The sequence below is a fragment of the Blastococcus sp. SYSU DS0539 genome (genome assembly GCF_054050855.1).
Window position 1 is genome coordinate 195,183 of the sequence record NZ_JBJHAF010000004.1, and the last position, 11,696, is coordinate 206,878.

Sequence of the window (11,696 nt, forward strand, 5' to 3'; positions counted from 1 at the left end):
GGATGCAGCCGATCGCTGTGCACAGTGTCCCCAGCCCCGTCGGGCACCCCGGAAAGCAGCGAAGCCCCCGTCCCGGACACGGGACGAGGGCCTCGACGGCGCGGGTGCGGCCGGCAGCGGCCGCGGACGTCAGCGCCAGCGCATCGACATGATCAGGCCGGCCACCATGGCGCCGAACCCGATGGCGAAGTTCCACGCGGACAGCGACACCATGAACGGGATCCGGTCACCGGCGACGTAGTAGACGACGATCCACAGCAGGGCGAAGAGCATCAGCGTGACCATCACCGGCGCGTACCAGCGCGGGCTCGGCTGCAGCGCCTTGGCCTGCGCGCTCCGTGAGCGGACCCCGTCCTCCGGCGGCGTGTACACCGACTTCTTGCGCACCTTCGACTTGGGCACGTTCGTACTCCCTCCGGGGGGCCGGGCTCAGTCCTCCCCGGCCGGATCTGTCACCCAGACTAAACTTCGCCGGGACGACGGCGGTGGTAGCTCGCCCGTGCGTGCCGCCGTCCGTCCCCGTCGGAGGAGGTGCCCGTGACCCGCTCCCTGCTGCGCGGCCGGCGCCCGTCCGGCTGGAGCGTGCTGGTGCCCGTCGTCGCCCTGGCGGCGGGGCTGCTGTTCGCCACCTCCGGCCGCACCGCGCAGGGCACCGATCTGCGCGCCGGCGAGGTCACCCAGCTCTCCGAGCTGATGGAGCAGCGCGACGCCGCGGTCGCCCGGCTGGGCCGCCAGCTGACCGAGCTCGAGCAGCGGGTGCAGCTGCTCACCCAGGAGGCGGCGACCCGGGACGGCGCCGTCGCCGAGGCCCAGGCCGTCGGCGCGGCGGCCGCCCCCTCGGCCGGGCTGACCCCGGTGGCCGGCTCCGGGGTGGTCATCACCCTCGACGACGCCCCCCAGCGCTCCGACGGCAGCCTGCCCGGCGGCGCCCGCCCCGACGACCTGGTCATCCACCAGAGCGACGTCCAGGCGGTCGTGAACGCCGTCTGGGCCGCGGGCGCCGACGGCGTCGCGGTCATGGACGAGCGGCTGATCTCCACCAGCGCCGTCCGGTGCGTGGGCAACACCCTGCTGCTCGAGGGCCGCACCTACTCGCCGCCGTTCGTGATCACCGCCGTCGCCGACGCCTCGGCGGTCGAGGCGGCGCTGGACGCCTCACCGCAGATCGCCGTCCTGGAGCAGGCCGTGGACGCGTTCGGCCTCACGTTCGAGGTACGCGAGCGCCCCCAGGTCACCGTGCCCGCCTACGATGGCGGCCTCACCCTGCAGTACGCGGACGCCGGCTAGGCGGGCGGTCGCGCACCGGCGGGTGCCCGCGACGCCCGTCCGCCCAGCGAGGAGCCCCGACCGCGTGACCGCCGCCGACCGTCCGGTCCTCGTCGTCGACAACTTCGACAGCTTCGTCTACAACCTGGTCCAGTACCTGGGCCAGCTGGGTGTGCGCTGCGTGGTGCGCCGCAACGACGCGGTGACCGTGGAGGAGCTGCCCGACCTGGACGTCGCCGGCGTGCTCCTCTCCCCCGGCCCGGGAACGCCGGCGGACGCGGGCGTGACCGTGCCCATGGTCCGGGCGGCCGCCGAGCGGGACACCCCCGTCCTGGGCGTCTGCCTCGGGCACCAGGCGATCGCCGAGGCGTTCGGCGGCGAGGTCGTCCGCACTCCCGAGCTGCTGCACGGGAAGACCAGCCAGGTGGTCCACGACGGCTCGGGCGTGCTGGCCGGGCTGCCCTCGCCCTTCACCGCCACCCGATACCACTCGCTCGCCGTCGACGCCGCCACGGTGCCCGACGAGCTCGAGGTCACCGGGCACACGCCCTCGGGCATCGTCATGGCGCTGCGGCACCGGGAGCTGCCCATCGAGGGCGTGCAGTTCCACCCCGAGTCGGTACTCACCGAGGGCGGCCACCGGTTGCTGGCCACCTGGCTGGCGACCTGCGGCCTCGCCCCGGACGAGGACGTGGTGGCCGCCGCCACGGCGACCAGCCAGCGGCTGTCCTCCGCCATCGCCTGAGCGCGACCCCGTACGCAGCAGGGCCCCCTCCCGGACGGGAGGGGGCCCTGCTGCGTACGGGGTCGCGCTCAGTCCTCGGTCGACGTCTCAGTTTCGGTCGCGGTCTCGGTCTCGGTCGCAGGCGGGCCCGTGGTCGGCGCGGGGGGCGTGGTCGGCTCGTCCGCGGGCACCGGGACGGCGACCAGCAGCGTGATGGTGTCGCCCGAGCCGACGTCCTGGCCGGCGGTCGGGTCGGTCTCCACGACCGTGCCGGCGGCGACGTCGTCCCGCTCGACGGTCTGCGTCCGGACCTGGCCGGGGCTGAAGCCGGCCTCCTGCAGGGCCGCCCGGGCCTCCGTCTCGGACCGGTTCACCACGTTCGGCAGCTCGATCGTGCCGGAGGAGATGCTCAGCGTGATGATGTCGTCCTCGCCGGCCTGGCTGGCCTCGGCCGGGCTCACCGCCGCGACCCGGCCCTCGTCGTACTCGATGGAGTCGACCGGGCGGCTGGAGATGTTCGTGAAGCCGGCCTGCTGGAGGTTGGCCCGCGCCTGGCTCTCGGTCAGCCCCACGACGTTGGGCACCTGGATCGTGTCGGGGCCGCCGCTGACGACCAGGGAGACCTCGGAGCCCTCGTCCACCCGGGCGCCGCTGGGCGGAGTGCTGCTCACGACCTGGCCCTCGGGGACGGTCGCGCTCGCCTCGGTCTCGACGTCGCCGACGACCAGGCCCGCCTCGGTGATCGCCCGCTCGGCGGCGGCCTGGTCCAGCCCGGCGAACGGCGGCACCGCCACCTGGGCGACGGGCGGCGGATCGTCGTTCCCGCTCAGTGCTACGGCCGCGGCGATCGCCCCGCCGAGCAGCAGCACGGCGAGCACCGCGACGATCGCGATGATCCGGCGCTTGCGCCGGCGGTCGGCGTCGTCGTCCCAGTCCTCGTCGCCGTAGCCGCTGGCGTAGCCGCCCACCGGAGCGCCGATGATGGCGGTCTTCTCGGCGTCGCCCATGACGGGGGTCGCCTCGACCCGCTGGCCCGCCAGCGCCCGCAGCAGGTCGTTGCGCATGTCCGCAGCCGACTGGTACCGGTTGGCCGGGTTCTTGCTCATCGCCTTGAGCAGGATCGCGTCCAGCTCCGGGGGGACGTCGGGGTTGATCGACGACGGCAGGCGCGGGTCCTCGCGCACGTGCTGGTAGGCCACCGACACGGGGGAGTCGCCGGTGAACGGCGGCGCACCGGTCACCAGCTCGTAGAGCAGGCAGCCCAGCGAGTAGACGTCCGACCGGGCGTCGACGCCCTCGCCGCGGGCCTGCTCGGGGGAGAGGTACTGGGCGGTCCCTATCACGGCCGCGGTGGAGGTCATCGTGGCCGCGGAGTCGGAGACCGCGCGGGCGATCCCGAAGTCCATCACCTTGACGGTGCCCTGCGGCGTGATCATGACGTTCCCGGGCTTCACGTCCCGGTGCACGATGCCGTTGCGGTGGCTGAAGTCCAGCGCCCCGCAGATGTCGGCGGACAGGCTCATGGCCCGCTCGATGGGCAGCCGGCCCTCGCGCCGCAGCACGTCGCGCAGCGTCTCGCCCTCGACGAACTCCATGACGATGTACGGCGTCGCCCCGGCGGGCGTGCGGTCCTCGCCGGTGTCGTAGACCGCCACGATCGCGGGGTGGTTCAGCGACGCCGAGGCCTGGGCCTCGCGGCGGAAGCGCACCTGGAACGACGGGTCGCGGGCCAGATCGCTGCGGAGGACCTTGACGGCCACCTCGCGCCCCAGGCGCAGATCGCGGCCGTGGTGGACCTCGGCCATGCCGCCACGGCCCAGGACGCCGCCGATCTCGTAGCGCTCGCCGAGCACGTTCGGCGTGGTCATCGACGGTCCTCTCGGGCGGTTCGGAGCGACCTCCGCTGCGCGGCGGCGCGGGGCGCTCCGGCGGCGGTCGCCGCGGGCAGGGGGCCGGCGGCGAGCCTAACCGCCGGACCGGGCGGAACCGGGGATGCGAGGACCAGCGGACTCACTGGCCGCCACCCGTCACTCCCAGTGCGCCGGGGGCCCCGGCATCCGGGTCCGTGCCACCACCCCCGCCGCCGCCACCACCCCCGCCACCGACGGTCGGCTCGGTGGCGGTCGCGGTCGCGGTGGGGGTCGCGGTGGGGGTCGCGGTGGGGGTCGGCGGCGGCGTGGCCGAGGAGCCGGGGGCCGTGGTGGTCTCGGACTCGGTGGTCGTGGTGGTCTCGGACGGGGTGGTCGTCGTGGTGGTCTCGGACGGGGTGGTCGTCGAGGGGGTGGGCTCGGGGGTCTGCACCGGCTCCTCCTCCTGCTCCTCCTCCTGCTCGTCCTCGAGCTCCCAGCCGTCGAACGCGACGAACAGCGTCACCTCGGTCCCGGGCATGGCCTGGACGCCGGAGGGGTCGAGGCCGGCGACGTCGTCCTCGTCCAGCGGCCGCCCGAGCTCGGCGAGCAGCTCATCGGGGGCCTCCCGCTGCGAGACGAGGGTCAGCCCCGCCTCGCGGAGCTCGTTCTCCGCCTGGTCGGCGTTCATGCCGACGAACCGGGCCGGATCGAGGAGGATGCCGGTCGGGTCGGTGCTGGTGGTGGGCGCGCTGGTGGTCGGGTCGGCCTGCTGCCGCCCCGGGTCCTCGCCGGTCCCGGACGCCAGCAGGTAGGTGGTGCCGGCGAGTGCGAGCAGCAGCACCAGGGCGGCGCCCAGCCACGCCCACCGCCGGCGCCGGCCCTGGTCCGGTCGCTCCTCGCCGGCGGACCAGTCGTCGTCCTCGGGCGGACCGGAGAGCGGCGGCATGGGGCGCCCGGCGGTGGCCGGGGAGACCGCGGGGATGCCGGCCGCCGGGGTGGCGAAGACCTGGGTGTGCCCGTCCGACCCGGCGCCGGGGCTCACGATCTGGGTGCGGGCGGTGGCCGGCGCGACGACGGCGGTCGCGGCGGCGGCCGGACCCCCGCCGGCGGCGATCCGCCGGACGGCGTCGGCGATCGCGCCGCCGTCGGCGAACCGGTCGGCGGGGTCCTTGGCCAGGGCGCGCTCGATGAGCAGCCGCACCGCCGGCGGGATGTCGGCCGGCAGCGGCGGCGGCGGCCGGTTGATGTGCGCCAGCGCGATCGCGACCTGGGAGGCGCCGTCGAAGGGTCGCACCCCGGCCAGGCACTCGAAGCCGACGACGCCGAGGGAGTAGACGTCGGAGGCGGCGGTGACCTCCATGCCCTGGGCCTGCTCGGGCGAGAGGTACTGCGCGGTGCCCACGACCATGCCGGTGCGGGTGAGCGGGGCGGCGTCCCGGGCCTGGGCGATGCCGAAGTCGGTCAGCTTCACCACGCCGTCGGGGCGGACGATCAGGTTGCCCGGCTTGATGTCCCGGTGGACGACGCCGGCCCGGTGGGCGGCGGAGAGCCCGTCCGCGGACTGGGCGAGCACGTGCAGGGTCCAGTCGACCGGGAGCCGCCCCTCCTCGTGGAGGATCGTCACCAGCGGCTGGCCCTCGACGAACTCCATCACCAGGAACGCCAGCGTCTGCACGCCGCTGTCGTCGGTCGTCTCGCCGTAGTCGTAGACCGAGGCGATGTTCGGGTGCGACAGCGCCGCGGTGTGCCGCGCCTCGTTGCGGAACCGCGCCAGGAAGCTCGGGTCGTTGGTGTACTCGGTCTTGAGCACCTTCGCCGCGACGATGCGGTCCAGCACCTGGTCGCGGGCCTTCCACACCTCGCCCATCCCGCCGGTGGCGATGGGTGCGGTGATCTCGTAGCGCCCGGCCAGCAGGCTCCCGATGCCCAGCGCCATCAGCCGCCCTGCCCCTCGAAGTAGGCCGCCATGACGTCGCGGGCGATCGGTGCCGAGATGTCGCCACCGGTGCCGCCCCCGTTGGCCACGAAGACGGCGACGGCGATCTGCGGGTCGTCGGCCGGCGCGAAGCCCATGAACCAGTTGTGGTCGGGCACCCCCTCGCGCACCTGGGCGGTGCCGGTCTTGCCCGCGACGTCCATGCCCGGGAGGCGGGCGGCCCGGCCCGAGCCGCGTGCGACGACGCTGACCATCATCTCGGTGAGCTGGTCGGCGATCTCGGCGGAGATCGGCTCGCGCAGCACCTCGGGGTCGGTCGACTCGAGGACCGACAGGTCGGGGGCGCGCAGCTCGTCCACGAGGTAGGGCCTCATCTGGTCGCCGTCGTTGGCCACGGTCGCGGCCACCTGCGCCGCCTGGAGCACGGTCATCCGGACGTCGCGCTGCCCGATCGACGTCTGCCCGAGCGCGGCGGCGCTCTCGATGTCGCCGACCGTGCTCGGCGCGACGTCCAGCGGGATCTCCTGCCCCTCGTCGTCCAGGCCGAACGCCTGGGCCATGTCCCGGACCTTCTCCTCACCCAGGTCGATGCCGAGCTGGGCGAACGCGGTGTTGCAGGAGATGGTGAGGGCGTCGATGAGCCGCTGCTCCTGGTCGCTGCTGCAGCTGGAGCCGTTGAAGTTGCTCAGCGTCTGCGTCGTCTGCGGCAGCGTCAGGAGGTCGACGGCCGGGACCACCGTGTCCGGGGCGTAGCCCTCCGCGAGGGCCGCGGCGGAGACGATCACCTTGAACAGCGACCCGGGCGGGTAGTTGTCGTCGATCGCGCGGTTCACCCGCGGGTCGGGATCCTGCGCGGTGATCTGGTCCATGCTCGCCCGGATGGCCGACGGGTCGTGGCTGGCGAGCAGGCCCGGGTCGTAGCTCGGGGTGCTGGCCATGCCCAGGATCGCCCCGGACCGCGGGTCGAGCGCCACGACGGCGCCGGTGACGCCCTGGAGGCCGGCCATCGCGGCGGCCTGGACGGCGGGGTCCAGGGTGAGCACGACGTCGCCACCGGCGGGGTCCCGCCCGGTGAAGAGGTCGGCGATGCGACGGACGAAGAGCCGGTCGTCCTCCCCGGAGAGCACGTCGTCCATGACGTCCTCCAGGTAGGTGTTGCCGTACACCAGCGAGTGGTACCCGGTGACCGGCGCGTACAGGGGCCCCTGCGGATAGGTGCGCAGGTAGGTGAGCCGGCCGTCGGTGGGCACGGACATCGCGACCTCGGTGCCGTCGACGATGATCGAGCCGCGTTCGCGGTCGTAGGTCTCGGCCAGCACCCGGGTGTTGCGGTTGTCGCCGCGCAGCGAGTCCGACCGGACCACCTGGATGATGTTGACGTTGACGATCAGCAGGGTGAACAGCACCAGCACGCTGATCGCCACCCGCCTCAGCGGGGCGTTCACGGGATGACCACCTCCGTGGGGGCGTCCCCGAGCCGCAGCGACGGTGCGTGCGGGGTGGCGGGCCGCCGGGCCGCGTCGCTGATCCGGACGAGCAGGGCCACCAGCACGAAGTTGGCCACCAGCGACGAGCCGCCGTAGGCCAGGAACGGGGTGGTCAGGCCGGTCAGCGGCAGCAGGCCGGTGACGCCGCCCAGGACGACGAACACCTGCCAGGCGATGGCGAACGCCAGGCCGGCGGCGAGGAGCTTGCCGAATGCGTCGCGGACGACCAGCGAGGTGCGCAGCCCGCGCTCCACCAGGATCAGGTAGACGACGATCACGGCGACGAGACCGAACAGGCCGAGCTCCTCGCCGACGGCGGCGGCGATGAAGTCGCTCTTCGCGACCGGCACCTGGTCGGGGCGGCCGCCGCCGAGGCCGGCGCCGAACAGGCCGCCGGTGCCCAGGCCGAAGAGCGACTGGACCAGCTGGTAGCCGGCTCCGTCGATGTAGGCGAAGGGGTCCAGCCAGGTGTCCACCCGGGCCCGGACGTGGCCGAAGATCTGGTAGGCGATGAGGGCGCCACCGGCGAACAGGCCCAGGCCGATGAACAGCCAGCTGGCCCGCTCGGTCGCCACGTAGAGCATCACCACGAAGATGCCGAAGAGCAGCAGCGAGCTGCCGAGGTCGCGCTCGAACACCAGCACCAGGATCGACAGGATCCAGGCCAGCAGGACGGGCCCGAGGTCACGGCCCCGCGGCAGCTCCAGGCCGGCGACCTTCTTGCTGGCCAGCGCCAGCACGTCCCGCTTGTCGACCAGGTAGGCGGCGAAGAAGACGACCAGGCAGATCTTGGCGAACTCGCCGGGCTGGATGGAGAAGCCGGCCACCCGGATCCAGATCTTGGCGCCGTTGACCTCCGAGATCGAGGCGGGCAGCACGGCCGGGAGCGCCAGCAGGGCGATCCCGAGCAGCGCGAGGGTGTAGGCGAACCGCGACAGCGCCCGGTGGTCGCGCACGATCACGAGCACGGCGACGAAGAGCGCGACGCCGAGCGTGGCCCAGACCAGCTGGACCGGGGCGTCCTCGCGGGTGACCGGGCTGCCGGGCTGCTCGGCGGCGAGGTCGAGCCGGTGGATGACGGTCAGGCCCAGCCCGACCAGCAGCGCGACGGCCGGCAGCAGCAGCGGGTCGGCGTAGGAGGCCCACCTGCGCACGACGAGGTGCGCGACCACCCACAGCGCGCTGATCCACGCGCTGAACGTGGCCATCTCGGGGCGCAGCGAACCGGTGACGGTGAGGTCGACGATCGCCTGCGCGACGACGGTGATGAGGACGGCGAACGCGAGCAGCGCCCCCTCGGTGCCTCGCCGGGTGGGCGTGGTGGCCGCGGCGCCGCGGGGATCGGTGACCGGTCCGGGCATCAGTCCGCCTCCCGGCAGTCCACCCCCGGCACGGACGACGAGGTCGTCCGGGCCGACGACGGGGTGGTCGTCATCTCCTCGGTCACCGGCTCCTCGGGGAGGGCCGGCTCACCGGGAACGGGCTCCTGCGCGGTCGTGGGCGCGGCGACCTGCGGCGACTCGGGCGTGCCCGGCTGCGCCGCACCGCTGCCGGCCGTGCGGCACAGGGGCAGCCGCTGATCCGCCAGCGCCGTGAGGATCCGGTCGGCGTCGCCGGAGTCGTCGGCGGTGATGCTGTCGCGGACCCGGCTGCGGGCCGCCGGGACCAGGTCGGTCACCGGCAGGTCGGTGCCCCGGTCGAGGCGGTAGAAGTCCAGGCCCAGGACGGAGACGTCCAGACCCCGGTAGACGGCGACCTGCTCGTCGTCGCCCGAGCCGCTCACGCCCACGAACCAGTGGTTGAGCGCCCACACGTACACGCCGATCGCCCCTGCCACCAGCACGGTGAGAAGGGCCCCCGCCACCAGGAGGATGCGAAGCGGGCGGCGGCGGGCGGAGGGGCCGCCGCCCGTCGGCAGTGTGGGTGGCGGAGGGGGAGGAGGGCCGGGATCGGCGAGCGCGGCCCGGCCGGCGGCCGAGCGGGCGTCGACCTGGCGCTGGCCGACGTTGTCCCCGGCCGCCCCGTCGACGACGGGGTCGAAGCGCCCGTTGCTGCCGGTGTCCTCGAGCACGTCGGCGACGATCACGGTGATGTTGTCCGGCCCGCCGCTGCGCAGCGCCAGCTCGATCAGGCGGTCGGCGGTGGCCTCCGGGTCCGGGTCCTTCAGCGCCTCGGCGAGGGTCTCCTCGCTGACGACCCCGGAGAGGCCGTCGGAGCACAGCAGGTAGCGGTCGCCGTCGCGCGCCTCGCGCATGGAGAGGTCCGGCTCGACCTCCTGCCCGTTGAGCGCGCGCAGCAGCAGCGACCGCTGCGGGTGGTGGTTGGCCTCCTCCGGCGTGATCCGGCCGTCGTCGATCAGCGTCTGCACGAACGTGTCGTCGTGGGTGATCTGCGAGAGCTGGCCGTCGCGGAGCAGGTAGGCGCGGGAGTCGCCGACGTGGCAGAGGGCCAGTCGGCCCCCGGCGAAGAGGATGGCGGTCAGCGTGGTGCCCATGCCCTCCAGCTGCGGCGACTCGCGGATCACCTCGCGCAGGTGCTCGCTGCCGTCGAAGACGGCCGAGCGCAGGGACTGCAGCATGTCCCCCGACGGCGTGTCGTCGTCGAGGTGCTCGAGGGCGGCGATCACCACCTTGCTCGCGACGTCACCGGCGGCGTGGCCGCCCATGCCGTCGGCCACGGCCAGCAGCCGGGGCCCGGCGTACACCGAGTCCTGGTTGTTGCCGCGGATGAGGCCGCGATCGGAGCGCGCGGCATAGCGGAGGACCAACGTCACGAACGGAGCTCCAGTGCGGTCTGGCCGATGCGGATCGGCTGGCCGGGGGCGACCAGCAGCGGGCCCTGCACCCGCTGCTGGTCCAGGTAGGTCCCGTTCGTGGAACCCAGGTCCTCGACGTACCACTGGCCGCCCCGGTTGGTCAGGCGGGCGTGCCGGGAACTGGCGAAGTCGTCGGTGAGCACCAGCGTCGAGTCGTCGGCCCGGCCGATGAGGATCGGCTGGTCACCGAGGGTGATCTTGGTTCCGCTGAGCGGGCCGGCGGTGACCACCAGCGACTTGGGGCCGCGCGCACCCCGCTTCTTCAGTGCGGCGGAGCGCGGCGGCACGGCGGCCACGCGTCCCGGGCGCCCGCCGAACAGGTCGGCGCGCACCACGCGGAACGCGGCGAAGATGAACAGCCACAGCAGCAGCAGGAACCCGAAGCGGAAGATCTGCACGACCAGCTCGGTCACGGCGTCACCCCGGCAGGGCCCGGCCCGGCATCGCGGCGGAGCGCGCCCTGCCGGATCCCGTCGTGCTGCGACCGCGGGTGACCGGTCACGCCCCGTCCTGCCGGTAGACGAGGACCGAGTGGCCGATGCGGATGACGTCGCCGTCGCTGAGCGGCTGGCGGGTGATGCGGCGGCCGTTGACCAGCGTGCCGTTGGTCGAGCCGAGGTCCTCCACCACGGCGACGTCGCCGTCGAGGACGACGTCGACGTGCTTGCGGCTGACGCCGGTGTCCGGCAGCCGGATGTCGGCCTCGGTGCCCCGCCCGATGACGTTGCGGCCGGTGGAGAGCTCGTGCCGGGTGCCCGGGCCGTCGACGACGAGCACGTGCGTGGAGGTGGTCCGCGAGCCGGCCCGGCCGACGACCGACGGGTTCTGCTTGCCGGTGTCGGTGGCCATCCGGCCGCGCAGCGGCGGCAGCGGTGGCAGCGGCGGGTGGCCGCCCACCGGGGCCGAGGCCATCGGTGGGGAGTCGGCGCGGGCGGCCGGGCGCGCCGGGTCGGCGACCTGGGAGCTGACCTCGAAGACGCCGGTGGTCAGCTCGTCGTCCTGCTCGAGCGCGACGGTGACCTTGTCGAAGACCTGGTAGCCCTCGTCCTCGATGTGCTCGGTGACCATGTCGGCGAGCTCGCCGGCCAGCTGGTCGGACCACTGGCCGAGGTGGGCGAAGTCGGTCTCACCCAGGCGGACGACGTAGACGTTGGGCGCGAGGACGCGGCCCTCCCCGAGGATCGAGCGCTGCTCGTCGGCCTCGCGCTGGAGCGCCTTGGCGATCTCCGCCGGGTGCACCTTGCCCTTGAAGAGCCGCGCGAACGCCAGACCGACCATGCCTTCGAGCCGGCGCTCGAAGCGCTGCAGCACACCCACAGTCGCTCCTTCGCGCTCGCACCGGACGTCCCACTCTGCCACCCGTGATCGTAGCCGGGCCGGAGACGCCTGACCGCCCAGCGACGTGCGACGCCCCGCACGGCGTCCTGAGCGCGGCCGGTGACCCACCCCCCACCGGTGGGGCGGCGCGCGGCTGCTACTGTCTTCCCTCGCCAGGGCAAGTGGCGGAATGGCAGACGCGCACGGTTCAGGTCCGTGTGTCCGAAAGGACGTGGGGGTTCAACTCCCCCCTTGCCCACCAGCACACGTCGAGCGCCGGCCCCTTCGGGGGGCCGGCGCT

General features: G+C 74.0%; 10 protein-coding genes and 1 tRNA gene. 3 read left to right on the forward strand and 8 right to left on the reverse strand.

Going from position 1 to position 11,696, the window contains the following annotated elements:
* Positions 1–129: 129 nt before the first annotated feature.
* Positions 130–402, reverse strand: a complete 273-nt coding sequence (gene crgA / locus ACI790_RS07125) for a cell division protein CrgA (RefSeq protein WP_456569091.1) — start codon at positions 400–402, stop codon at positions 130–132.
* Between the two features lie 135 nt (positions 403–537).
* On the opposite strand from crgA, the gene ACI790_RS07130 reads away from it, so the two are divergent.
* Both ACI790_RS07130 and ACI790_RS07135 read left to right on the forward strand, forming a co-directional pair.
* Positions 538–1,287 (forward strand): DUF881 domain-containing protein, encoded by a 750-nt coding sequence (locus ACI790_RS07130; RefSeq protein ID WP_456569092.1) that lies wholly within the window; start codon positions 538–540, stop codon positions 1,285–1,287.
* Positions 1,288–1,351: 64 nt separating this feature from the next.
* Positions 1,352–2,011 carry an aminodeoxychorismate/anthranilate synthase component II gene (locus ACI790_RS07135; protein ID WP_456569093.1) on the forward strand — a complete coding sequence of 220 codons (660 nt, stop codon included), beginning with the start codon at positions 1,352–1,354 and terminating at the stop codon, positions 2,009–2,011.
* A 68-nt stretch (positions 2,012–2,079) separates the two neighbouring features.
* Here the strand turns inward: ACI790_RS07135 and pknB are convergent, their stop codons facing one another.
* From pknB to ACI790_RS07170, 7 genes are all read right to left on the reverse strand, one after another.
* Entirely contained in the window at positions 2,080–3,858 is a 1,779-nt protein-coding gene (pknB, locus tag ACI790_RS07140) for a Stk1 family PASTA domain-containing Ser/Thr kinase (protein ID WP_456569094.1), read from the reverse strand.
* Positions 3,859–4,000: 142 nt separating this feature from the next.
* Positions 4,001–5,776 (reverse strand): serine/threonine protein kinase, encoded by a 1,776-nt coding sequence (locus ACI790_RS07145; RefSeq protein ID WP_456569095.1) that lies wholly within the window; start codon positions 5,774–5,776, stop codon positions 4,001–4,003.
* A complete protein-coding gene (locus ACI790_RS07150) occupies positions 5,776–7,221 on the reverse strand; it encodes a peptidoglycan D,D-transpeptidase FtsI family protein (protein ID WP_456569096.1) in 1,446 nt (481 codons plus the stop codon). The genes ACI790_RS07145 and ACI790_RS07150 overlap by 1 nt, the downstream gene beginning before the upstream one ends.
* The gene (locus tag ACI790_RS07155) at positions 7,218–8,624 is read right to left on the reverse strand and encodes an FtsW/RodA/SpoVE family cell cycle protein (RefSeq protein WP_456569097.1); all 1,407 of its coding nucleotides are present in this window, start codon (positions 8,622–8,624) and stop codon (positions 7,218–7,220) included. Before ACI790_RS07155 ends, ACI790_RS07150 begins: the two co-directional genes overlap by 4 nt.
* Positions 8,624–10,036, reverse strand: coding sequence for a PP2C family protein-serine/threonine phosphatase (locus tag ACI790_RS07160; protein ID WP_456569098.1), 1,413 nt, complete (start codon positions 10,034–10,036; stop codon positions 8,624–8,626). Before ACI790_RS07160 ends, ACI790_RS07155 begins: the two co-directional genes overlap by 1 nt.
* Positions 10,033–10,491 carry an FHA domain-containing protein FhaB/FipA gene (locus ACI790_RS07165; protein WP_456569099.1) on the reverse strand — a complete coding sequence of 153 codons (459 nt, stop codon included), beginning with the start codon at positions 10,489–10,491 and terminating at the stop codon, positions 10,033–10,035. The genes ACI790_RS07160 and ACI790_RS07165 overlap by 4 nt, the downstream gene beginning before the upstream one ends.
* Before the next feature lie 85 nt (positions 10,492–10,576).
* Positions 10,577–11,395: an FhaA domain-containing protein gene (locus ACI790_RS07170; protein ID WP_456569100.1), complete on the reverse strand. Its 819-nt coding sequence runs from the start codon at positions 11,393–11,395 to the stop codon at positions 10,577–10,579.
* A gap of 176 nt (positions 11,396–11,571) precedes the next feature.
* On the opposite strand from ACI790_RS07170, the gene ACI790_RS07175 reads away from it, so the two are divergent.
* Positions 11,572–11,657: transfer RNA gene (locus ACI790_RS07175), tRNA-Leu, on the forward strand.
* The last annotated feature ends 39 nt before the right edge of the window (positions 11,658–11,696 follow it).

What these genes read in the sequence shown, in the direction of transcription:
- pknB (WP_456569094.1), bottom strand. Translation starts at nt 3,858, where the DNA reads ATGACCACGCCGAACGTGCTCGGCGAGCGCTACGAGATCGGCGGCGTC.
- ACI790_RS07145 (WP_456569095.1), bottom strand. Translation starts at nt 5,776, where the DNA reads ATGGCGCTGGGCATCGGGAGCCTGCTGGCCGGGCGCTACGAGATCACC.
- ACI790_RS07155 (WP_456569097.1), bottom strand. Translation starts at nt 8,624, where the DNA reads ATGCCCGGACCGGTCACCGATCCCCGCGGCGCCGCGGCCACCACGCCC.